The sequence below is a fragment of the Streptomyces sp. RKAG337 genome (assembly GCF_023701715.1).
Classification (GTDB): domain Bacteria; phylum Actinomycetota; class Actinomycetes; order Streptomycetales; family Streptomycetaceae; genus Actinacidiphila.
This window is the reverse complement of record NZ_JAJOZA010000001.1, coordinates 7,344,854-7,367,346: the sequence shown is the minus strand read 5'-3', so window position 1 is coordinate 7,367,346 and position 22,493 is coordinate 7,344,854. Positions and strand designations below refer to the sequence as shown.

Sequence of the window (22,493 nt, the reverse complement as noted above, 5' to 3'; positions counted from 1 at the left end):
CTTGCCGCTGCCCCTGCCGCACGACGCCGCACACCCACTCGGCAGACGCCTGGGCGGTGTGGCGATGAGGAGGTGGTTCCGCAGGCCGCAGCCCGTCGAGACGGCCGTGTCCGACAGCGAGCAGCTGTTGTTCGGCGGGGCGCTGCGCTACGACTACGGATGGGCCCGGCACGAGTACACGATGCTGGAGCACTCGGCGCTGTCCATGGCCCGCTCGGCACCGCGGCTGGTGGGCAGGACCGTACGGCTGGCCTGGCGGGCCGACCGGACCGCCATGCTGACGATGGTCCTGGCCGAGATCTACCAGGGTGCGGCCCATGCCGTCGGGCTGCTGGTCACCAACGAGGTGCTGCAGTCGCTGTTCGGGAGCGGGGACACGGTCGCGCGGGTGCGCGCGGCGGTGCCGGCGCTGATCGTGGGCATGGTCATCGCCGTGACCAGCGCGGTGGCGGCGTCCCTGTCGACGGCCGGCACCGGCCGGCTGGAGCCGAAGGTCGAGCGGCTGGCCACCCAGGAGTATCTGCGGCACGCCGAGCGGGTGGAGCTGGAGGCCGTCGAGGACGGGGCGTTCCGCAAGCTGCTGGACTCCGCGCAGTTCGGCGCCCAGTCCTCCCGCCAGATGATCAGCGCCATGGTGGCGACGCTGAACGGCACGTTCTCTCTCGTCGCCGCGGCCGGGGTGCTCACCGTGTTGCACCCGGTGCTCCTGTTCCTGCTGATGCTGATCGCGGCGCCGCGCGGGTGGGGCGCCCTGCATGTGGCCCAGCGCCGCTACGCCTCCACCATGGCCTGGATCGAGCACGAGCGTGCGGCCCGGGTCATCGGAGAATCGATCACCGGGCGCAGCGCCGCCCAGGAGACCCGCGTGCACGGCGTCGGGAGCTTCCTGCTGCGGCACTTCGGGCAGATGGCCAGGACCGCGGAGGCGGAGCAGACCCGGCTGGCCAAGGAGAAGGCCGCCACCGAGCTCCTGGCCGCCTCGCTGTCGGGCGCCGCGTCGTTGCTGGCGTACGTCACGCTGGCGTGGTTGCTGCTGTCGGGCCGGATGAGCATGGCGGTCGCCGGTACCGCGGTCATGGCGGTACGGACCGGATCGGCGAATCTCGGCGCCCTCGTCGGATCCGTCAACCGGCTGCATGAGGAGTCCCTGTACGCGGGCGACCTGGACCGGTACATCGTCGAAGCGACCGCCCGCGCCATTCCCGTCGGCGGCGTTCCGGTGCCCCGGCACCCGGCCGAGATCCGCTTCGAGCACGTCACCTACCGGTATCCGGATCGTGAGCGGCCCGCCCTCGACGACATCTCGCTCACCATCTCCGCCGGGAGTGTGGTGGCGCTGGTGGGAACGAACGGATCCGGCAAGAGCACCCTGGTGAAGCTGCTCGCCGGCCTCCACAAGGCGCAGGCCGGCCGGATCGTGTGGGACAAGGTCGATCTGGCGGAGGCCGACCGCGATCAGGTCTTCTCCCACATCGCGCTGCTCGACCAGTCCTTCGCGAGGTGGCCGTTCACCGCGGAGACCAATCTGGCGATCGGCAAGCCCGCTCGGACCCCGGAGCCGGAGCAGCTGGCCGCGGCGGCCGCGTTCTCCGGCGCGGACGCGGTCATCAACGCCCTCCCCCACGGCATGAAGACCCTCCTGGCCCTGCAGTTCCGCGGCGGATCGGAACTGTCCGGCGGCCAGTGGCAGACCATCGGGCTCAGCCGTACCTGGTATCGGGACGCATCGCTGATCATCGTCGACGAGCCGACCTCGGCGCTGGATCCCGAGGCGGAGATCGCCTGCTTCGAGAAGATCCGCCGGCTCCGCTCACCGACCACCACGGTCGTCCTGGTGACCCACCGCATGGCGGCCGTCCAGCACGCCGACCTGATCTACGTCCTCCACGAAGGCCTCCTGGTGGAACAGGGCACCCACCAGGAACTCCTGGCCGACGAGGCCGGCCGCTACCACCGCATGTTCCAGTCCCAGGCGGACCAGTACATCCCCGGCGGCAACGGAACGGTCCCCGGCCAGCAGAACCACCCGGCCACGGCCGACCGGCCCGGTCCGGGCGACCGCTGAATCCGGGTGGTCCGGCCGGCCGGGGATCGGTGAGCTGGAGGGGCGTGCCGGATCGCCGTGGGAAGATCCAGGTAGGTCGGCAGTGAGCCGGTCCAGTGAAGGGGCGCTCTCGCATGGCAGCAGGATTCTCGGACTGGAAAGTCAAGAAGCAGTATTCGGAGAATGACCGGGTGTCGTATCTGGGAAAGGAATACCGCTGTTTGGCCACTCACACGTCGAATTCGGCATGGAATCCCAAAGCAGCCGTCACGAAGTGGCAGGAATACAAGCCGTAGCCCCTGTATGACCGGCCCCGGCGTGGAGCGGCGACGGGCTGCGGTCGCGTGCCACCGGCGGCGGTCGTAGCGTCGAAGTATCGCTCACCGTTGGGAGTACGCCATGTCCGAGCGCGCGGGCTTCGAGCTCACCTTCACCAACCCTCTCCCGGTGGACGGCGCACCCGCCCAGCAGGTCGTCGAGGTCTTCGCGACGACCGCGATCGGGTCGGGCGGATATCCGATCTATGTCGACGCAAGCAAGATCATCCGTGCCGAGATCAGCGACGCGGGCCAGGTCCGCATGATCGCGAGCGGCGGCGGACAGCGCCCCCAGTCCCCCTCCGCGGTCCATCGCCTGCCACCGGCCGACCACCGATGACCGATGACGGACGACCACGGGATTGCGGTACGGGGGCGTGGGTGCGGGAGCGCGGGTGCAGGGTCGGGCCGCAGGGTCGGGCCGCCCGCGGTGGCGGACGGCCCGGTTCGCCGGAGCGCGGTTGGGATCCGGCTCAGATGGCTGAAGGGGTCAGCCGACGCAGCCGGTGACCGGTTGCGGGCTGCCGACGCAGTTGGTCGGGGTGTTGGCCGTCACCGAGGTGGTGGTCATGGTGGAGGTTCCGGAGGAGTAGATCCCGCCGGGCTGGGTGGCTGCCGTGTTGAGGGTGACCACTGAGCTGGTCATGGTGAGCGTCGCTCCGGCGCTCGCGATGCCGGCCGCCTGGTTCGCGGTGTTGCTCCTGACCGTGCTGCTGGTGAACGTGGCCGCCGCGGCCGCGCCACTGCTGTAGATCGCACCGCCGAGACCGCCCGCCGTGTTGCCGTTGATCGCACTCCCGGTCAGCGTCACCGCACCGAAGTTGAGAACGCCGCCACCGTGGTTGTGGCCCGCGGTCGTCGCGTTGCCGCCGCTGAGGGTGACCGCGTTGAGGGTCAGGCCACCGGACGCGGCGACCTGGGCGATCCGGAACGCGGCGGCCGTCGCCGACCTGGTGATCGTGTTGGCGTTCCCCGAGAGGGCGATCGGCGTGGTGATGATCGGCAGGCCGTCGGGGCCGTTGACGCCGTCATTGCCGTGGGCGGAGGTGAGCGTGTACGTGCAGCCGTTCGTCAGGGTGATGGTCCCGCCGCCGGCCGTGTTGGCCGCGTTCACCGCGGCGATGAGCGCGGTTTCCGAACACGGAACGGTGGCGGCGGCCCCCGCCTGTGCTGCGGTGGGGAGGAGGCACGCGGCGCCGGTGGCCAGCAGAACGGATCCGGCCAGGGCGAGGGAGGTGCGGTGCATTCGCATGAGCGCTTTCATGGGACTGAAGACCGATGGTGGTTGGGCCGAAGCCCAAACGTCCCGCAAGCGCGGTCACCGGGGGTCATTCCAGAGCTGATCCGGACAGCGCACCACATAGGTTGGCGCCGCGTCACCCAACGTGTTCCGCTGGACCAACGATCGTCCGAATCGCCCTGCATTAACCCATCTACCCATCCCGGATGACTCCAGACTGTCACAATTCAGCCAGTTCCTGGCCGACAGTGTCGGCCAGTCGCGCGCCCAAGTCCGCGTGAGCCGGGCCGATCCGCCGCACCGCGGCACGTCCCTGCTCGGCCGGGCGCAGCAGTTTCGCCGTCCGATGAGCCGGATTCGGCGCGTAATCGGCGAAGCTCTTGCCTGCCGGCAGGTCGGCGACGCGCTGCACGCCCTGCTCCGCCTCACCGCCGGCTATCACGGGGAACTCCGGTCGGATAATCAGCCGCAATGGCGGCGCCCCGTTTTCGACACCAAATCCAGAACCTTTTCCAGAATTCCTTTCATGGGACCCGCATGGAATACTCCACGCCAGCCGTGGATCACTGATGGGTCGTCAACCCGACCGGCCCCTGCCGAAATGCGGGCGCGAGCGCCGCCGCTCCTGTGCGGCTCTGCGACGCCGCCGCTGCCATCGCCACCCTCGCCACTCCGAAAGGCCGATCGATGACTCCGCTCAGCCGCCGCACCTTCCTGTCGGCCGGCGCCGCCGGCGCGGCCACCATGGTCGGCCTCTCCGCCCAGGACGCCGCCGCGGCTCCCACCGGCACCGTGGCCGACGTGAAGCACGTGGTCATCCTGATGCAGGAGAACCGCTCCTTCGACCACTACTTCGGCACCCTCAACGGCGTCCGCGGCTTCGGCGACAAGCAGGCCCTGCAGTTCCCGGGCGGCGGCGACGTCTTCCGCCAGCCCGACCCGGCCCGCACCGACGGCGGCGTCATGCTCCCGTACCGGATGGACACGTCGAAGTACAACGCGCAGAACGCCGCCGGCCTCCCGCACGACTGGTCCACCGGCCACCAGGCCGTCAACAGCGGCGCGATGAACGCGTGGATCGCCGCCAAGGGCGAGCGCACCATGGGCTACTTCACCCGCGCGGACATCCCGTACCAGTACGCGCTGGCCGACGCGTTCACCCTCTGCGACGCGTACTTCTGCTCCCTGGCGGGCCCCACGATCCCGAACCGGCTCTACCTGTGGAGCGGTACCTCGGGCCCGGGCCGGGACGGCACCACCGGTCCATGGACCGACAACACGGCGAGCGCGGACAATCCCGTCGCCGACTGGACGACCTACGCGGAACGGCTGGAGGCCGCCAAGGTCAGCTGGCGGGTCTACCACAATCCGACCGAGGACGATCTGACCGGGGACTACGGCGACAGCGCGCTCGCGTACTTCCGGCAGTTCCACACCTTTCCCAAGAACGACCCGCGGTACGTCAACGCGATGACGAAGTTCGATCTCACCGTCTTCGACCAGCACTGCAAGGACGGCTCGCTGCCCACCGTCTCCTGGCTGGTCGCGCCCTACGTGTACTGCGAACACCCCACCGCCAGCCCGGACTACGGCGCCTGGTGGGTCAACTCCGCCCTGCAGTCGCTGATGTCGAATCCGCAGCTGTGGAAGGAGACCGTGTTCCTGGTGATGTACGACGAGAACGACGGCTACTTCGACCACATGATCCCGCCCACCCCGAGGCCGGCACCCCCGAGGAGTTCGCCCAGGGCCGGCCGGTCGGGCTGGGCAGCCGGGTGCCGCTGTGGGTGGCCTCCCCCTGGTCGCGTGGCGGATACGTCAATTCGCAGGTCTCCGACCACACCTCCGTACTGCGCTTCCTGGAGAAGGTGACGGGCGTCCAGGAGCCGAACATCAGCGCCTGGCGCCGGACCGTGTGCGGCGACCTCACCAGCTGCTTCGACTTCACCGACCCGGACTACACGATCCCCGAACTGCCCGACACCGTCGCGTTGATGGCCAAGGCCGACGCCGGAGCGAAACTCCCCGCCGTCGCCCTGCCGGCCGCCGGCACCCAGTACGTGCCCGCGCAGGAGACCGCGGCGCGGCCGCATCGCAGACTGCCCTACGCCCCGGGCGCCGACCTCGCGGTCGACCGCGCGACCGGTGTACTCACCTGCACCATGACCAACGCCGGGACGGCCGGCTTCCACTACACCGTGTACCCGAACATCACTCACCCCTTCGCCGGCACCCCGTTCACGGTCGCCCCGGGCGGCTCGAAGGCGTACACGTGGGTCACGTCGGCGGCCGACGCACGCTACGACTTCACGGTGCACGGCCCCGACGGCTTCGTCCGCCGCTTCGCCGGGACCGTCGTCCGCGCCGGCCAGAACGCCGCCGCGGTGCCGTCGGTGACGGCGTCCCCCGGCGAATCCCTCGTCCTGAACCTGGTCAACGACGGCCTGACCGGAGTCTCCTTCACCGTCACCCCGAACGACCACGCCGGCACCGCGCAGACCGTCACGGTGGCCCCCGGCTCCCGCACCACCCTCACCTGGCCGCTGGACGACGGCCGCTACGACGTCACCGTCACGGCGGGCACCGGCACCGGGTTCGTCCAGCGCTACGCCGGAACCGTGCACTGACCCGCCGCTCGCGCCGGAACTCCGCCCGGACCGACAGGAAAAGCCACCTGAGGGTGACGGCGAATGCCTCCCTCACGGCCTTGGGCGGAGGTGTGGGCGGGCGAGTGCGCGGGGTCCGAGGTGAGGCGCGCCAGGCCCGCCGTGCGGGCCCGCAGATCACCCCTCAGCACCCCCTCCATACCCTGCCTGACCTGGTCTTTCATCGGTTTCTGGCATAGGATTGCCCTTCGCGAAAGGGGGTCCGGATGGACCGGAACATCCGTACGGTCGACGACGTTCTGCGGCTCCTCGACGGCTTGTTCGCGCCGGGGGCCGATCGCTGGACGGCCGGCGCGGCCGACTGGTGGGACGGCTTCTACGCGGACCGTTCAAGGCCGGTGCCGTTCTTCGTGGCGAGGCCGGACGAGAGCCTGGCCTCCTACCTCGACCGAGGCCTGATCGCTCCGGGCCGCGCGCTCGATCTGGGCTGCGGCCCCGGCCGCAACGCGCTCCACCTCGCCTCGCTGGGCTTCGAGGTGGACGCCGTCGACCTCTCCCCCGCCGCCATCACCTGGGCCGAGGACCGCGCCCGCGAGGCGGGAGCCGACATCCGGTTCCACTGCGCCGACGCCTTCGCCCTCACGGACACCGAACTGAACGGCCCGTACGACCTCATCCACGACTCGGGCTGTTTCCACCACCTGCCGCCCCACCGCCGCATCAGCTACCTCGCCCTCCTCGACCGCGCCCTCGCCCCCGGCGGACATCTCGCCCTCACCTGCTTCGCGGCCGGTGCAGCCGGCATGGGCTCCGAACTCCCCGACACGGACTTCTACCGCGAATCCGGCCTCCAGGGCGGACTCGCCTACACCCCGGAGTCCCTGCGCTGGATCTTCTCCGACCTGACAGAGATCGAACTGCGCCGCATGCACGACGAACCGCCCGAGTCCCCGTACTTCGGCGAGCCCTTCCTGTGGACGGCCCTGTTCCGCCGCGACGCCGAGGCCCGGTGGTCCGCTCGGTAGCCGGCTCGGCAGTCCGCACAGCAGTCTCGGCTGTTTCGGCAGTCCCGAACCGGATCGCCGCCCTGTCCGAACATCGCCCCCCGGCCTGAGGGCCGGCCCTAGGCTCAGAGGCATGCCGATACCGAACTGCTACGCGTGCGGCAAGGAGTCCCGGTTCGATGAACTGCCGCCGCGCGAGCGCATCGTCGCCGACGAGCACTGGCGAGTGGTCCACGCCCTGGACACAGCGTTGCCCGGCTGGCTGGTGCTCCTGCCCCGCCGCCACGTCACCGCGGTGCAGGACCTCACCGACGCGGAGGCCGCCGCACTCGGAACCTGGCAGGTCAGGCTCTCCCGGGCCCTGCACCGGGTGACGGGGTGCACGAAGACCTACGTCATACAGTTCGCCGAGGCCGAGGGCTTCTCCCACGTCCACTTCCACATCGTGCCGAGGATGGCGGATCTGCCCCGGGAACTGCGGGGCCCCCATGTGTTCGGCCTGCTCCAACGCCCCGAGCAGGAGTGTGTGCCGGCCGACCGGGCCGACGAAATCGCCCGCGCCCTCCGTCGTGAACTCACCTCATGACGAGTCGTCATGACGAGTCGTCATGACCAGCCGTCATGATCAGCGCACCGGGTCACACATCAGCGGAGGCGACATCCCGAGGCCTCCTGAGCGTGCCGGGCCTCCATCCGGAACGGTCGTCTCGAGCAGTTCATCGGGGTTCACGAGTCGGCCGTGGACCGGAACGCGGCCACCAGCCCGGGTCCGAACTCCGCCAGCAGCAGCCCGGAAGCGGCCATCAGCAGGACGCCGGAGCCGGCGAGCGTCCAGCGGAAGCCCCGCGTTCCGATCCGGTGCCGGGCACGGGCGATGACGAGGGCCAGCGACGCCTTGCTGCCCACCAGCAGGAGATAGAACCCGAACAGGAACGACCCGGCCTCCAGTGACCCGTGCCGCCAGGCCGCCACGAGCAGCGGCGCACCCGTCGTGAGCCAGAACATCCACGGGTGCGGGCTGAGGAGATTGGCCAGCGCCCCCTGCCACAGGGCCCGCTTCGCCTGGTCCCCGGCATCCGACCCGTCACGGCTGGGCAGTTGCGCGGTCCGGGCCTCGCGCAGCGTGGACAGCGCCAGGTACAGGAGGAAGATCCCTCCGACGACGCCGCCCATCGAGATCGCCGAGTCCGGCAGCATCGCCAGTACCGTCACGGCCGACACGATCACCGGCAGGTCGGTGAGCAGCGGAACCGCGGCGACCCTCAACCCGATGCCCAGACCGCCCCGCAGCGTCCCGGACAGCACCAGCGCGAGCAGCGGTCCCGGGCTGATGCCGGCGCTGAAACCCAGAGCGATCCCCAAAGCGAGCTCTCGCACAGCGCTACGTCCCCTCTAGGTCGTACGGTGTCGTTGCGCGGCCACCACGTGGCCGACTACCCGGTGCCGGGCCACCACGTGCCCGGCCGCCCCGCGCCCTGTCGTCCGGCGCCCGGCCGCCCCCGCCGCCAAGGTAGCGGGTCGGCCGCGGGGCACCGGGCCGTCCTGCCGTCACTCCCACAGCCGGTCGGCGGCCGCGCGCACCGCTTCCCCCCTGAGCAGCGGAGCGAAGGCCAGCCAGAGCAGCAGGCCCGTTCCGGCGCCGGCCAGGAGCCCGGCGACGGTGTCGCTGAGCCACTGCGCGTGCAGCCAGGTACGGCTCCACATCATCGCGGCGACATAGGAGCCGCCGATCAGCCACCACCAGCGCCGCGCGCGGGGGCGGAACGCGACCACGGCGACCGCGATCACCAGCGTCGTCGCGGTGAAGACCTCGCCGGACGGGAACGAGCCGCTGTTCACCAGCACCCACGGCCGGGGCGGACGTGGACGGTCGACCACCTGCTTCAGCGGCAGAATCACCAGGATGTTCGCGAGGACGGCGGACGTGAAGACGAACACCGCCGACCTCCAACGCCCGTACACACACAGGCAGCCGATCAGGCCGAAGGGGAGGACGAGACCCAACGGCCCGCCCAGCCGGTCGAGATCGCGGGCCAGGTCGGAGGCCGTACCCGTACGCGCCCCGGTCGTCCACACCAGCCAGCGCTCGTCGAGGCCTTCGAAGAACGGGGGCCGGTCACCGCGGAGCATCAGTCCGATGCCTGCGGCCAGCAGGAGCAGGGTGACGCCCGCCACCAGGGCGCCGCGGGGCGGGATGGCGGGGAGATGGTGCCGCGGCGGCGCCACGGGTGGTGGAGGCGGCGGTGATTCGGACAGGTGAGTCGCGTTCTGCATGATCGGCCTTTCACGGTCGGCTCACCGGGCGGACGGGCCCGGGGCATGCGGCGAGGGGACGGCTGTACGCGGGGATGCGGGACGTGCTCTGGGGTCCGCGCAGGATGTGCGCAGGGGGCATCACCGCCGCGCGGCCGGATCGTCGCGGCCCCCCTGTGCGGGGCAAGTGGGACGCCGCGCGATGGGAAGCGGAGCGATCGGGTGCGGGGTGGTGCGGGCCGAGGGTGTCCCCGCGCGTTCGCGTCTGGGGTGCACCCGGCTCCCGGGCGGTCTCGCGCCGCCGGTAGGCATTGCGCATTTTTGACCGTCGCAACGCAGACGATACACATGGAAGCGTTCCCTGCCGACCCCGAGGCGGCACGCCATCGGCGTCCGCACGGACGAAGAGCATGGAATCCCAGGCCCACCCGGACGGGGAGCACGGATTCCCCGGCCCACCTCACCACGGCGCCTCGCGTCCGCACCGCCCCGGAACCAGATTAGTTACACGTGCATATATCCCGAGCCGACCGATCATCACGATCCGTATCGCGGTTCGGAAACAGATCTGGTGCGGGAAGCGGAAGGGTGCTACACAGTGCTTACCGCGTTAGATAACACGTGTAACTAGTCACGGCGATGACTTGCCCGCACCTCCCGGGTCACCCCGCCACCACCGCTCGAACCCGGGCCGCTTCACCCTCCCCCGCTCCCGTCCCACGCCACCGCTCCGTCCCTCAAGGAGTCGACATGTACGCCCTCAGCACCCGCCGCGCCCCGGCCGCGGCCCTCGGACTCCGGAGGACGCCGTGACCGCGACCGAAGTACTCCAGCCGACCACCCGCCCCGCACCGGAGACGCCACGACACCGTGGACTCCTGACGCTGCTGCTGGTGGCCAACGCCTCCATGCTGGCGGTGTACATGGGTGTCGGCGCCGTTCTGCTGCCGACCCAGATCGAGGCGATCGATCCCGCCCACAAGGTCGCCATCCTGGGCGTGGTGGGCGGCATCAGCGCGGTCTTCGCCACCGCTTTCAACCCGATCGCGGGCGCGCTGTCGGACCGGACCGGCCGGCGCAACCCCTGGATCCTGGGCGGTGCCTTCGCCTCACTGGCGGGCCTGGCGTTCATCGGCAGCGTGCACACCGCGCTGCTGGTGGGCATCGGCTGGTGCCTGGTGCAGGCGACGATGAACGTCTACCAGGCCGCGGTCACCGCCGTGGTGCCCGACCGCATTCCCGCCGCCCGCCGTGGAACGGCGTCCGCACTCGTCGGGCTGGCGCTGCCGATCGGCGGCACGGTCGGCGTGCTGATCGGCTCGCAGACCGCGCACCATCTGCGCACCGGCTACCTGGTGTTCGGCGTGCTCGTCGCCGGTGCCGCGGTGCTGCTGACGACGCTCTGCCGCGACGTGCCCCGGCACGAGCCCGCACCGGCCGTACCGCGCCGCGAACAGCTGGCCGCGTTCCTGTCGGCACTGTCCCATCACGACTTCCGGTGGGCCTTCATCGGCCGCGCCCTGATGGTGCTGGGATACTTCTCGGTCGCCGGATACCAGCTGTACATCCTGGACGATCACATCGCGCTGCCCGCCGGTCTGGAACCGGCCGCGGCGATGGCGATCCTCACTCCGGTGTCGATGGTCGCGATGGCGGTCTCGACCGTGGTCGGCGGTCTGCTCTCCGACCGCTGGAACCGGCGCAAGGTGTTCGTCGCCGTCTCGGCCGCCCTCGCGGGACTGGTCATGGCGGTCCCCGTGATCAGCCCCACCTGGACCGGGATGATCGTCTTCAGCGCGCTCAACGGTCTGGCCTTCGGCTGCTTCATGGCGGTCGACACCGCGCTGGTCACGCTCGTCCTGCCCAGGGCGGAGGACGCCGCCCGGGACATGGGCGTGCTCAACATCGCCAACGCGGGGCCGCAGATCATCGCCCCGTTCGTCGCCTCCGCGATCGTCACCACCCTCGGCGGCTACACCCCGCTGTTCCTGGTCGGCGGCGCCCTGTCGCTGCTGGGCGCGCTGGCGATCCTCCCCATCCGCAGCGTCCGCTGACCGGGCCGATCCGACAAACCCGATAGACCCGGCTGCCGGCGCTCACTCCGGCATCCCCGGCAACCGCGGCACCACCCCCGTCCCCGGTCTCCGCGCCGTCCGCCGGATCCCCGGAGAGCTGATCCGACAAGAACTCCGGCGGGTCGCGGACCGTCCACCGGTCCGCCACCCGCCGGTCCCACCGCTGCCCCGACACAAAGGAGCAACATCGTGAGACGTCAGCACGTGCTGTCATCGGCCGCCCTGCTGCTGTGTTTGTCCGCCGTATCTGTGACGCTGCCCGCAGCCGCGGCCCAACCCGCCGCGTCCTCCGGCCCGCTGCGCATCCTGCTCACCAACGACGACGGCTACAACGCGCCCGGTATCCGGGCCGAGTACGACCGGCTGACCGCCGCCGGCCATCAGGTCACCATCGTCGCCCCGCTGCAGAACCAGAGCGGCGCCGGGACGAAGATGATGAGCGCGACCAGCGTGGTGGTGCAGCACCCCGAGGCCCAGGTGTGGGCCGTGGACGGCACCCCGGGCGACGCGGTGGCCTTCGGACTCTCCCAGGTGTTCGCCGACCGGGCCCCGGACCTGGTGATCTCGGGCACCAACTTCGGGACCAACGTCGCGGGCTTCGCCACCCACTCCGGCACCGTCGGCGGCGCCATCGCCGCCCTGGAACGCGGCATCCCCGCGATCGCGGTGAGCACCGGCAGTTTCTCGGTGCCCGCCCCCGGGCCCACCCTCAACGCCATGCGCGTCACCGCCGACTTCACCGTCAAGCTCATCGACCGGCTGCAGGCCCGCGCGAAGTCCGGGCGCCTGCTGCCCGACGGTGTCGGACTGAACGTCAACCACCCCATCGTCGGCGCGGACGGCACCGGCACCGCGCGCGGTGTCTCCCTCACCTTCCAGGACGCCCAGACGGTGCTCACCCCGCACTACACCGACGCGGGCGACGGCACGTGGAAGGTCACGGTGTCCTTCGACCCGCTCGCTCCCGCGAAGGGCTCCGACGTGGCGGCCGTGAACGCCGACAAGGTCTCCATCGCCCCCATGAACGCCGACTGGAACAGCGGCCCGGCCGACTTCGCGGCGGCCACCGCCCTGCTCGCCGGGCTGCGCCCGTGACCGACCGCGCCGCAAGGTCCGGGGCCCGCTCCCGACGGCCCCTTCATCTCGTGGTTCTGTTCGCGCTGGCCGCCCTGTTCCTCCAGGCGCTGCCCGCTTCCGCCGCGCCGACCGCCGGAGCGTCGGTGAGCCCGCCGGTGGTGGCGCTCTCCGACGGCGTCCTGCGGGGGCAGGTCCATGACGGGGCGCAGGAGTTCCTCGGCATCCCGTACGCGGCGCCGCCCGTCGGCGACCTGCGGTTCCGGGCGCCGGAGCGGCCGGCCCGGTGGACCGGGGTGCGGGACGCGACGACCCAGGCACCCGCGTGCCTGCAGTTCTCACCGTTCGGGCTGCGGGACCCGCGGGCCGTCAGCGAGAACTGCCTCTACCTCGACGTGTACCGCCCCCGGGACGCCCGTCCGGGAGCGGATCTGCCGGTGGTCTTCTGGATGCACGGGGGCGGCTACAGCCAGGGCACCGGGACCCAGTTCGGTGGCCGCACCATGGCCGACCTCACTCATACCGTGGTGGTCAGCATCAACTACCGCCTCGGCCAGCTCGGTTATCTGGCGCTGCCGGAGCTCGCGCGGCAGAACGCGCTGCGCTCCGGGTCCTGGGGGCTGATGGACCAGCTCGCCGCCCTGCGGTGGACCCAGCGCAACATCGCGGCGTTCGGCGGCGCACCGGGCAACATCACGATCTCGGGGCAGTCCGCGGGCAGCGGTTCGGTCTGCTCGCTGCTCGCCGCACCGCAGGCCGCCGGGCTGTTCTCCCGCGCCATCCTGCAGAGCGGTCCGTGCACGCTGCTGGCCGCACCCGACCGCGTCCAGGCCGAGACCGCGGCCCGGAGCTACGCCGCCGCGGCCGGCTGCCCCGACCCGAAGGTGAGCGCCGCCTGTCTGCGGGCCGCCCCGGCGGACCGGCTGACGGCGGCCGCCGTCACGCTGCCGACGAGCGGGCCCGCGTTCGGTGATCTCCTGCTGCCCGCACAGCCTTCCGAGGCGATCGCCGCCGGGACCTGGAACAAGGTGCCTGTCCTGATCGGCGGCAACCGTGCCGAGAGCAGGCTCTTCGTCGCGCTGACCCAGCCGTACCTGACCGCGCAGCAGTACACGGACCAGATCACGGCGACGTACGGGCCGGCGGCGTCACAGGTGCTGGCACGCTATCCGCTGGCCGGATACGCCAGCCCGTACCTCGCGATGTCCGCGCTGCTCACCGACTCCACCTTCGCCTGCCACACCTACTGGACGGCGGACACCTTCGCCGGCCAGGTGCCCACGTACGTCTACGAGTTCGACGACCCGGACTCACCGACGCTGTACGGGGCGCAGGTCCCGGGAGTGGACATGGCCAACGCGCACAGCGCCGAACTCGCCTACCTCTACGACTTCACCATGGGCGACCGCCCGCTGACCGGTGTCCAGGTCGACCTGGGCAACCGGATGAAGCGCTACTGGGCCGCGTTCGCCCGCTCCGGCAACCCCGGCGTGGCCGGACAGACCCCGTGGCCGCCGGCCGGCCCCCGGCACACGGTCCTCACCCTCAACCCCGTGGCCGACCGTACGTCCACCGCCTTCGCCGCGGATCACCAGTGCGGCTTCTGGGCCGCGGCGACCGCGCACGGCACCCGCTCGGCCCAGAAGTCGCTCCGCTGACCGGCTGAAGCACCGGCCGGACGCACCGCCGACCCGCCTCTCGTGCGGGTCGGCGGTGCACGTTCGGCCGCCCCGGCGGGCCATGTCCTCCTGACCGGTTCCCGGCTCGTGCTCCGCCTGATCACGACCGGTCCTGGATCCGGGGATCCGCCCCCCGGTCCGGGACCGATGGGTTGGTGCCCTCCGGGACCGGGTAGCTGAGTCGGGCGTCCGCTTTCCGGCGGGAGGAGGTCCACCGGCCTCGCACACCGGCCGCTCACCGCACCCAGCCGGCAAGGAGTCAGCGTGACCGCGAAGCCCCTCCTCCTCATCGATGTGGACGGCCCCCTCAACCCGTTCGCGGCACGGCCCCACCAGCGACCGGACGGCTACACCACGCACCGGACGCGGCCCTCCGGCTGGGACCTGCCCTGGCAGAAGCCACTGCGGGTGTGGCTCAACCCCGCCCATGGCCCGCTGCTGATGGGGCTGCCGTTCGACCTGGTGTGGGCGACGACGTGGGGCGCGCAGGCCAACCGCTGGATCGGCCCGCGCCTGGGTCTGCCGGAACTTCCCGCCATCGACTGGCCGGAGCTCCACGCCCGACGCGACGACGGCACGTACTTCAAGACCCACGACATCGTCAGGTATGCCGCCGGCCGGCCGTTCGCGTGGATCGACGACGAGATCCGGCTCCCGGACCGCGAGTACGTCACCGCTCACCACTCCGCGCCGTCCCTCCTTCTCCGTATCGAACCGGGCGTCGGACTCCTCGCGGCGGACTTCGACGAACTCGCCGACTGGGCGCGCGGACTGGCGGGAGGAGAGCCCGGGAGCGCGGAGTGAGCCTGCCGGACTGCCCCTGACCTCGTTCCCAGAGGAACGGAGGATGACAGGACTGTCGCGGAATCCTGTCGTCACCATGAATATGTCGACGCCTGTCCCGGTCCGTGGATGGAGGCGCCAGTGGTCTATACCTTTGCGAGTAGGGTGATCACTGGATCGTCCATCATGCGCCCGTGGGGGGACACTTGACCGTCGACCATCTGCCGCAACCACCGTCGGATCACGAGCTCTACTGGTACTTCGGACCGCAGCGCCGCTGGGTCCTGATCTGCACCTCACTCGCCTTCGTGTTCACGGCGGCGACCATGTTCACCTTCGCGCTGCGAACCCCGGCCCTGTGGGCCTTCCTCGCCGTCCTCGTGCTCAATCTGGTGGCGCTGGCGCTCTCGTCGGTCAACAGCCTGCGCCAGCGGCGGTTGACCAGGCACTCGCACGAAGTGCTGACCAAGGCCTGGCAGCCGGCCGAACTGCCGGACGTCGACCTCTATCTGCCGACCTGCGGCGAGCCGCTCGCCGTCCTCGAGAACGCCTACCAGGCTGTGGCGGCGGTCGACTGGGCCGGGGCGCTGACCGTCTGGGTGCTGGACGACGCGGACCGTTCCGAAGTGGCCGCTCTGGCGGCCGCGCACGGCTACCGGTACGTCGTCCGGCCGGACCGGGGGCACCTCAAGAAGGCCGGCAACCTCAATCACGCGCTCACCGTGAGCAGCGGGCAGTACATCGCCATCCTGGACGCGGACTTCGCTCCCCGGCCGGACTTCCTGCACCACCTGGTGCCGTACTTCGCCGACCCCGGCATCGGCATCGTCCAGAGCCCGCAGTGCTTCGACACCGACGAGTCGATGGACTGGATCCAGCGCGCCGCGGGCTCCGCCCAGGAGTGGTTCTTCCGGTGGATCCAGCCCTCGCGGGACGCCAGTGACGCGGCCATCTGCTGCGGCAGCAACGCGGTCTACCGGCGCACCGCGATCGACGCGGCCGGCGGGTTCGCCAAGCTCGACCACAGCGAGGACCTGTACACCGGACTCGCCCTCTACGAGCAGGGGTTCCGCACCCTCTACGTCCCGGTGCTGGTCGCCAAGGGCACCTCGCCGGACAATCTCTCGTCCTTCGTGAACCAGCAGTACCGCTGGGCGATGGGCAACCTGCACCTGATCAGGAACTCCGACCTCCAGCGCATGGGCGCGCCCTGGCGGATGCGCCTGTGCTTCTACGAGGGCATCGTCGGCTATCTGACCGCCGCGGTGAACACGTTCGCCGCGCCGCTGCCGCCGCTGGTGATGATGTTCTGGTACCCGGACCAGATCCGTCCCTGGCACGTCCTGCCGCTGCTCGCGCCGCTCTGGCTCTGGCATGTGCTGCTGCCCCGGATCAGCCACACCCGGTGGCGGGTCGAGGTCATCCGCGCCAACGTCCTGACGAGTGTCGCCGCCGCGGCCGCGTTCCTGCACACGCTGCGCGGTCACAGCGCCGCCTGGGTCCCGACCGGCGCCGGACGGGTGAAGCCCAGCGGCATGGCACACAAAGTCGTGCTGATCTCGCTCGCCTGGCTCTGCGGATCCATCGGCGCGGCGGCGGCCGGGCTCGCCCTCTCCGTCGCCCGCAACGGCTGGTGGCCCAACTGGGGTCTCGGCCTGTACCTCCTGGTGCAGTGCCAGATCGGCCTCCCGCTGGTCCGCGATCTGATCGCCGAACTGCGTCCGGCGAAGGCCGGACCCAAGGCCGTACGAGCCGCTCGCCCGGGCCGCCTCGGCATGCTGCCCCGGCGCTGGCCCGAAGCGCTGGCCGCCACCTCACTGCTCCTGCTCACCGCGCTGCTCGCCTCCGGATGGGTCAGTCCCATGCTTCCCTGGCTGAGCTGAAAGGCCATCACACCCATGCCTTCCACCACGGTTCCGGACCGACATCCGGAAACCGAAACCCGTTCCAGCCGTCCGACCCCTGGGCCGGGCTCCGCACGAGACCGATTCCGGAAGCCCGGCCCGACCGGGTCCAGGCCCCCCGCTCCCGGCTTCCGCCCCGACATCGAGGGCCTGCGCGCCGCGGCGGTCCTCGCGGTGCTCGCCTTCCACGCCGAACTGCCCGGCCTGACCGGCGGGTTCGTCGGTGTGGACATCTTCTTCGTCATCTCCGGCTACCTGATCACCGGGCTGCTGATCCGTGAGGCGGCCACGACCGGCCGCATCCGGCTCGGGGAGTTCTTCTCCCGCCGGGCCCGCAGGCTGCTGCCCTCGGCGGCCGTGGTCCTCGGCGCGACCGCGCTGGCCGCCGCCTGGCTCACCGTCCCGCTGCGCCGTACCGACCTGGAGTACGACGTACTGGCCGCCGCACTGTCGACGGCCAACTGGCGCTTCGTCTCCGAGCAGACCGACTACCTGGCCGCGGGACGCGATCCGAGCCCGCTGCTGCACTTCTGGTCGCTCGCCGTGGAGGAGCAGTTCTATCTGTTCTGGGGGCCGCTGCTCGCCCTGATCGTCTTCGCGGTGCTCAGGACGTCCCGCCGGGGCCGGGCCGTGCGGTCGGCCGTGTTCGCGGTCACCGCCCTGCTGACACTCGGCTCGTTCCTCCTGGCACTGCACTGGACACACACCTCCGTCGCGCTGGCATACCTCGGAACGCCGTCCCGCGCCTGGCAGTTCGGGGTCGGAGCGCTGCTGGCACTGACGCCATGGCACCGGTTGCGCGGGCTGTCCTTCATTCGTCTGGTGGCCGGGTGGGCCGGAGCTTCGGCCATCGTGTGGTGCGTGGTGCGCTACGACGGCGCCACGCCGTACCCCGGCTACGCGGCGCTCGTGCCGACGCTCGCCACCGCCGCGGTCATCCTGGCGGGGACCGGCGACGCGGACGCGACGGAAGGGGCGACCGCGTACGGTGTCGGCCGGATCCTGAGCGGCCGGATACCGCGGGCGATCGGCCGCCTCTCCTACACCCTCTACCTGTGGCACTGGCCGGTCCTCGTGCTCGCCGAAGCCCGGCTGGGAACGCTCGGCTGGCCCGCCAGGGCGGCGCTGACCGTGGCGTCCGCACTGCCCGCCCTCGCGACCATGCGCTGGGTCGAACAGCCGCTGCGCCGCAGCAGGACCGTCTCCGAGTTCCCGCGGCGCGGACTCGCGCTGGGGATCGCGGCGGTCGTCCTGCCGGTGGTCCTGGCGCTGGTGGTGGGCACCGGAACGATGAATCTGCTCGCGTCGGCTCCGGCGTTCGACCTGAAGGGGCTGCCGCCGGGCGCGGCCGACGGCAGGTCGCTGCTGCTGCGGACCGGTACCCCGCTCGAGGCCGGCCCACCGGTGCCGGGCGCCGTCCAGGCCCGCAAGGACTTCCCACCGGACGGCGCGTGCGAGGTGGCGCCCACCGCGACCACCAGCCCGCCCTGCCTGTTCGGCGCGACCGCGAGCCCGGACCGGATCGTCCTGCTCGGGGACTCGCACGCCGGCCAGTGGTTCTCCCCGCTGCTGGGCATCGCGGCCCAACGCGGCTGGGCGCTGCAGGAACTGGTGAAGCAGGGCTGCCCGCTGCCGCGACTGACGGTGCGGAACCCCCAGTTGGGCAGAACGTACACCGAGTGCGACACCTGGCGCGCGGACAGCCTGGCCCGGCTGCGCCAGGGTCCCAAGCCCAGACTCATCGTCGTCGCGTCCCTCAACCGCTACACCGACGACCGGAAGCTCCTCACCGCGGCCTGGGAGAAGACCCTGTCGCCGCTGCGCGCCCTCGGGGTGCCGATCGTCTACATCCAGGACACCCCGATCCCCGGGACGGACATCCCGGCCTGCGTCTCCGGACACACCAAGGACCCGGACGCCTGCGCGTTCGACCGTGCCGCGGCGCAATGGCCCGATCCGCTCGCGGCATCGATCGCGGCCGGCCGTGTCCCGGGCGTGCGGGCCGTCGAGGTGAACTCCGTGCTGTGCCCCGGAGCGGGTGCCACCTGCCCGGCGGTACTGGAACGGATCCTGCTGTACCGGGACGACGCGCATCTGACCAACGTCGCCGCCACCGTACTGACCCCTCGGCTGGAGCGGCTGCTGACGGACGCGGGCGGTCTCCCCGACCGCGACGCGGTGCCTTCCGGCCGGTGGACCGAGCTCCTCAGGGACGACTTCGACGGCCCGGCCGGCAGCCGCCCGTCGGCCTCGAAGTGGCAGTACGACCTCGGTACCTGCTATCCCGGCTGCCCGGCAGCCCAATGGGGAACCGGGGAGATCGAGACGATGACCGACTCGACCGACAACGTCCGGCTGGACGGGAAGGGCGCGCTGGAGATCGTGCCCCGGCTGCGGAACGGCCAGTGGTCCTCGGGCCGTATCGAGTCCAAGCGCTCCGACTACGCCCCACCGCCCGGCGGGGTACTGCGGATCGAGGCGTCGATCGCGCTGCCCGACGTCACCGGACCGGCGGCGGCCGGCTACTGGCCGGCCTTCTGGACCCTGGGCTCCGGACTGCGCAACGGCTACACCGGCTGGCCCGCGATCGGTGAGCTCGACGTCATGGAGAACGTCAGCGGCCGTGACTCCGTCTTCGGGACGATGCACTGCGGCACGCTCGAAGGCGGCCCCTGCAAGGAGCCGCAAGGGCTGGGATCGGGGGACCGGTCCTGCCCCGACTGCCGGACGGGATTCCACTCCTACGCGGTGGAGGTCGACCTCACCGCCGGTGCGGAACAGGTGCGCTGGTACCTCGACGGACGCGAGTACCACAAGGTCACGGCGGCTCAGATGGATCCCAGGACCTGGGACGACGCCGTGCACCACGGCCTGTTCCTGATCCTGAACGTGGCCGTCGGCGGCAACCTCCCCGCCGCGCTCGGAGCCCCCGCAGGTCCCGCCACCGAGCCGGGCCATCCGATGCGCGTGCAGTACGTCGCCGTCTCGGCCCGGGGAGCCGCCCACTCCTGACGGGTGCGTCTGTCCGCCGGCCCGCACGGTCACCACCACCGTGCGGGCCGGCGGTGCTTCGCCTATGGGACAGGTCTGCCCTTGCCGGAACCACCTCTGACCCCCGCCGTCGCGGACGGCGAGGGGCCGGCTGCGGGAGGTCCGCCAGAGGGAGGTCCGTCAGAGCGGGTCCGTCAGCGGAGGTCAGCTGGGGAACATTCCGGCGGTGGCGTTGACCCAGGTGCCGGTGATGGAGATCCCGGCGTCGGAGGCGAGGAACGTCGCCAGCGCGGCGATGTCGGCGATCCGCGGCGAGCGCTTCATCATCCGCATGCTGTCCAGATGTCCGACGAGCCCCTGCACGGCGGCCTCGTCCATACCGGTGGCGCCCGCCGCGGCCAGCTTCTCCGGCGTCAGACTGTCGGCGACCCCGGCGGTCCAGATCCCGCAGACGCGGACTCCGGCCGGACCGATCTCCTGGGCGAACTGGCGGATCAGCGCGTCCAGCGCGCCATCGGCCGCGGCGGTGCCGCCCATCATCGGGCTGCCGTTGGCGGACCCGCTGTTCAGTGACAGGATCACGCCCGAGCCCTGCGGCACCATCCGGCGGGCGGCCGCCCGCGCGGTGATGAACTGGCAGGCGATGCCCCGCACGACCGGCCGGGTGTAGTCCTCGAGCGTCATGTCCATGAGCGGCACGCCCTGGAAGTCCCCCCTGGGCACGAGGTTGAGCGAGACGTCCAGCCGGCCGGCCCGCTCGACCACCGAGGCCGCGTGGGCCTCGACGGCCTGTTCGTCCTGGGCGTCGAGCACGTCGTACTCGGCGCCGGCCTCCGCGGCGGCCTTCTTCAGCGTGGCCTCCGTACGGCCGACGAGGAACACCCGCGCGCCGGCCTCCGCGTAGGCCTTGGCGACTCCCGAACCCAGCGAGCCGGCTCCGCCGTAGACCACCGCGACCTTGTTCTTCAGCATGGTTCTCAATCCCTCGATCAGGGGCGCTCCGTGCGCCCGTCACCCCATACGACGTACCCGACGCGGAAACTCATCGGTCGCCGCCTCGCCGGTCGCCGCCTCATCGGTCGCCGGCTCGTCAGAGCGTCATCGGCAGCCCGAACGCGGTGAACAGGTGCGGCTCGAACGTGGTGATCTCGGCGATCCGCCCCTCCTCCACCCGCAGGACGTCGATCAGCTGCGCCCGGAAGACGCTGGTGCCGGGCCGCTGCAGATAGCCGGCGACCGCGAGCTGGCCGTTGGCGTGCACCGGCAGGTGCCTCCAGTACCCGGCGAACATCGGCGACGCCGGATCCAGGTTCGGCCGGACGAACGCGAAGAGCGCCTCGCGGGTGGTGAACCAGAAGGGGTTCGGGGGCATGGTGAGCACCGCGTCCGCTCGTACCAGCTCCGTCATCGCGTCGATGTCGCAGCGGGCGGCGGCCTCCATGTAGCCCTGCAGCAGCGCCATGTCCTCGGCGCTCGGCTCCGCCGCGGTCCAGTCCTCGCGCCGCCCCGGCAGCGCCTCGCGCAGCGCCGACCTGCCCCGCTGGACGGCGCTGTTCGCCGAGGCCAGGCTGCCGCCCAGCAGGTCGGCGGTCTCCTGGGCGGACCAGCCGGCGACGTCGCGCAGGATCACGGCCGCCCGCTGCCGTGGCGGAAGCTGCTGGATCGCGGTCAGGAAGAGCAGCTCCAGGGTCTCGCTCGCCACCGCCTGCTCGTCCGGCTCGTGCTGGGGTGCGGGCGTCTCGGGCAGCTGGTCGTCGGGGAACGGCTGGAGCCACGGCAGCCGCGGCGGCGGGGGCCCGTCACCGGCGTCCATGCCCGGCACCGGCTCGTACGTGGTCGGGCGCCGGTTGTGCTTGCGCAGGAAGTCCAGACAGGCGTTGGTGGCGATCCGGTAGAGCCAGGCCCGTGGATTGCCGACGTCGGCGAGCGTCTCGCGGGCCCGCCAGGCCCGCAGGAACGCCTCCTGCGTGAGGTCCTCCGCCTCGTCGTACGAACCGAGCAGGCGGTAGCAGTGCACCCGCAGCTCCCGCCGGTGCTCCTCGGTGAGCGCGGCGAAGCCGTCCTCGTCGAGAATCGTCACGCGGTCGGGTGTGACGTTTTCGGCGGCCGCGGCGGGAGCCGTCGGAGCCGGGTCGGGTGTCGGGGACGGTGTCGGAGCCGGGTCCGGTGTCAGGGACGGGGTCGATGTCGGGTCCGGTGTCGGGGTTGGCGTGGTGGACTCCTCGCGCGCCTGGCGGGCCACCCGCCGGAGCTGTGCGAACCGCGCCGAGAGCGACTCGACGTCGGCGTGGAACGCGAGTGCGGGAGCCAGCCGCAGCCGCCGCACCCGGTCCCCGATATCCGTGACCAGCTCCTCGGCCGGGACCCCGGCCGGCTGCCGCCGCTCCCGGTAGGCGCGCTGCCGGCACGCCTGGGAGCAGTACACCGCGGCCCTGCCGGACCGCCCACCGGCCTCGATCGGCTCCCCGCAGATCTGACACTTCCCCGTCATGCCTCACACCCTAGAGACCTTTCCCCGCTCCC

18 protein-coding genes and 1 pseudogene are annotated in these 22,493 nt (G+C 71.4%); 13 read left to right on the top strand and 6 right to left on the bottom strand.

Annotated features, from left to right (window positions below; all coding sequences use genetic code 11):
- Positions 1–64 precede the first annotated feature (64 nt).
- From LNW73_RS32635 to LNW73_RS32630, 3 genes are all read left to right on the top strand, one after another.
- On the top strand, positions 65–2,065 hold the full coding sequence (locus tag LNW73_RS32635; protein ID WP_250992448.1) for an ABC transporter ATP-binding protein: 2,001 nt from the start codon (positions 65–67) through the stop codon (positions 2,063–2,065).
- 113 nt (positions 2,066–2,178) lie between these two features.
- On the top strand, positions 2,179–2,340 hold the full coding sequence (locus LNW73_RS36760) for a carbohydrate-binding protein (RefSeq protein ID WP_374117134.1): 162 nt from the start codon (positions 2,179–2,181) through the stop codon (positions 2,338–2,340).
- Between the two features lie 103 nt (positions 2,341–2,443).
- Entirely contained in the window at positions 2,444–2,701 is a 258-nt protein-coding gene (locus LNW73_RS32630; RefSeq protein WP_250974079.1) for a DUF6296 family protein, read from the top strand.
- A 150-nt stretch (positions 2,702–2,851) separates the two neighbouring features.
- On the opposite strand, the gene LNW73_RS32625 is transcribed toward LNW73_RS32630, so the two are convergent.
- Both LNW73_RS32625 and LNW73_RS32620 read right to left on the bottom strand, forming a co-directional pair.
- Entirely contained in the window at positions 2,852–3,613 is a 762-nt protein-coding gene (locus LNW73_RS32625; RefSeq protein WP_250992447.1) for a hypothetical protein, read from the bottom strand.
- A gap of 208 nt (positions 3,614–3,821) precedes the next feature.
- Positions 3,822–4,013, bottom strand: a complete 192-nt coding sequence (locus tag LNW73_RS32620; RefSeq protein WP_308407761.1) for a hypothetical protein — start codon at positions 4,011–4,013, stop codon at positions 3,822–3,824.
- Between the two features lie 275 nt (positions 4,014–4,288).
- Here LNW73_RS32620 and LNW73_RS32615 point away from each other — a divergent pair.
- From LNW73_RS32615 to LNW73_RS32600, 4 genes and pseudogenes are all read left to right on the top strand, one after another.
- Positions 4,289–5,421: pseudogene (locus tag LNW73_RS32615) on the top strand (alkaline phosphatase family protein); the annotation flags it as partial.
- A gap of 174 nt (positions 5,422–5,595) precedes the next feature.
- Positions 5,596–6,228, top strand: a complete 633-nt coding sequence (locus LNW73_RS32610; protein WP_374118292.1) for a phospholipase domain-containing protein — start codon at positions 5,596–5,598, stop codon at positions 6,226–6,228.
- Positions 6,229–6,473: 245 nt separating this feature from the next.
- Positions 6,474–7,232: a class I SAM-dependent methyltransferase gene (locus LNW73_RS32605; RefSeq protein ID WP_250992444.1), complete on the top strand. Its 759-nt coding sequence runs from the start codon at positions 6,474–6,476 to the stop codon at positions 7,230–7,232.
- Positions 7,233–7,344: 112 nt separating this feature from the next.
- Positions 7,345–7,797 (top strand): HIT family protein, encoded by a 453-nt coding sequence (locus LNW73_RS32600; RefSeq protein WP_250992443.1) that lies wholly within the window; start codon positions 7,345–7,347, stop codon positions 7,795–7,797.
- 140 nt (positions 7,798–7,937) lie between these two features.
- Here the strand turns inward: LNW73_RS32600 and LNW73_RS32595 are convergent, their stop codons facing one another.
- Both LNW73_RS32595 and LNW73_RS32590 read right to left on the bottom strand, forming a co-directional pair.
- Positions 7,938–8,588: a LysE family translocator gene (locus LNW73_RS32595; RefSeq protein WP_250974084.1), complete on the bottom strand. Its 651-nt coding sequence runs from the start codon at positions 8,586–8,588 to the stop codon at positions 7,938–7,940.
- 171 nt (positions 8,589–8,759) lie between these two features.
- On the bottom strand, positions 8,760–9,485 hold the full coding sequence (locus LNW73_RS32590; protein ID WP_250992442.1) for a phosphatase PAP2 family protein: 726 nt from the start codon (positions 9,483–9,485) through the stop codon (positions 8,760–8,762).
- A gap of 788 nt (positions 9,486–10,273) precedes the next feature.
- On the opposite strand from LNW73_RS32590, the gene LNW73_RS32585 reads away from it, so the two are divergent.
- The 6 genes from LNW73_RS32585 (at position 10,274) to LNW73_RS32560 (ending at position 19,991) form a co-directional block, all read left to right on the top strand.
- Positions 10,274–11,518 (top strand): MFS transporter, encoded by a 1,245-nt coding sequence (locus LNW73_RS32585; protein WP_250974086.1) that lies wholly within the window; start codon positions 10,274–10,276, stop codon positions 11,516–11,518.
- A gap of 210 nt (positions 11,519–11,728) precedes the next feature.
- A complete protein-coding gene (surE, locus tag LNW73_RS32580; RefSeq protein ID WP_250992441.1) occupies positions 11,729–12,634 on the top strand; it encodes a 5'/3'-nucleotidase SurE in 906 nt (301 codons plus the stop codon).
- A 50-nt stretch (positions 12,635–12,684) separates the two neighbouring features.
- A complete protein-coding gene (locus LNW73_RS32575; protein ID WP_250992440.1) occupies positions 12,685–14,271 on the top strand; it encodes a carboxylesterase/lipase family protein in 1,587 nt (528 codons plus the stop codon).
- Between the two features lie 285 nt (positions 14,272–14,556).
- Positions 14,557–15,096, top strand: coding sequence for a hypothetical protein (locus LNW73_RS32570; RefSeq protein WP_250992439.1), 540 nt, complete (start codon positions 14,557–14,559; stop codon positions 15,094–15,096).
- 185 nt (positions 15,097–15,281) lie between these two features.
- Positions 15,282–16,958, top strand: coding sequence for a glycosyltransferase family 2 protein (locus LNW73_RS32565; protein WP_250993110.1), 1,677 nt, complete (start codon positions 15,282–15,284; stop codon positions 16,956–16,958).
- 15 nt (positions 16,959–16,973) lie between these two features.
- Entirely contained in the window at positions 16,974–19,991 is a 3,018-nt protein-coding gene (locus LNW73_RS32560) for an acyltransferase family protein (protein ID WP_374118238.1), read from the top strand.
- A gap of 183 nt (positions 19,992–20,174) precedes the next feature.
- Here LNW73_RS32560 and LNW73_RS32555 read toward each other — a convergent pair whose 3' ends face one another.
- Both LNW73_RS32555 and LNW73_RS32550 read right to left on the bottom strand, forming a co-directional pair.
- Positions 20,175–20,942 carry an SDR family NAD(P)-dependent oxidoreductase gene (locus LNW73_RS32555; RefSeq protein ID WP_250992437.1) on the bottom strand — a complete coding sequence of 256 codons (768 nt, stop codon included), beginning with the start codon at positions 20,940–20,942 and terminating at the stop codon, positions 20,175–20,177.
- 118 nt (positions 20,943–21,060) lie between these two features.
- Complete coding sequence (locus LNW73_RS32550; RefSeq protein WP_250992436.1) at positions 21,061–22,461, bottom strand: RNA polymerase subunit sigma-70; 1,401 nt, start codon at positions 22,459–22,461, stop codon at positions 21,061–21,063.
- Positions 22,462–22,493: the final 32 nt, after the last annotated feature.

What these genes read in the sequence shown, in the direction of transcription:
- LNW73_RS32635 (WP_250992448.1), top strand. Translation starts at nt 65, where the DNA reads ATGAGGAGGTGGTTCCGCAGGCCGCAGCCCGTCGAGACGGCCGTGTCC.
- LNW73_RS36760 (WP_374117134.1), top strand. Translation starts at nt 2,179, where the DNA reads ATGGCAGCAGGATTCTCGGACTGGAAAGTCAAGAAGCAGTATTCGGAG.
- LNW73_RS32630 (WP_250974079.1), top strand. Translation starts at nt 2,444, where the DNA reads ATGTCCGAGCGCGCGGGCTTCGAGCTCACCTTCACCAACCCTCTCCCG.
- LNW73_RS32625 (WP_250992447.1), bottom strand. Translation starts at nt 3,613, where the DNA reads ATGCGAATGCACCGCACCTCCCTCGCCCTGGCCGGATCCGTTCTGCTG.
- LNW73_RS32610 (WP_374118292.1), top strand. Translation starts at nt 5,596, where the DNA reads ATGGCCAAGGCCGACGCCGGAGCGAAACTCCCCGCCGTCGCCCTGCCG.
- LNW73_RS32605 (WP_250992444.1), top strand. Translation starts at nt 6,474, where the DNA reads ATGGACCGGAACATCCGTACGGTCGACGACGTTCTGCGGCTCCTCGAC.
- LNW73_RS32600 (WP_250992443.1), top strand. Translation starts at nt 7,345, where the DNA reads ATGCCGATACCGAACTGCTACGCGTGCGGCAAGGAGTCCCGGTTCGAT.
- LNW73_RS32590 (WP_250992442.1), bottom strand. Translation starts at nt 9,485, where the DNA reads ATGCAGAACGCGACTCACCTGTCCGAATCACCGCCGCCTCCACCACCC.
- LNW73_RS32560 (WP_374118238.1), top strand. Translation starts at nt 16,974, where the DNA reads ATGCCTTCCACCACGGTTCCGGACCGACATCCGGAAACCGAAACCCGT.
- LNW73_RS32555 (WP_250992437.1), bottom strand. Translation starts at nt 20,942, where the DNA reads ATGCTGAAGAACAAGGTCGCGGTGGTCTACGGCGGAGCCGGCTCGCTG.
- LNW73_RS32550 (WP_250992436.1), bottom strand. Translation starts at nt 22,461, where the DNA reads ATGACGGGGAAGTGTCAGATCTGCGGGGAGCCGATCGAGGCCGGTGGG.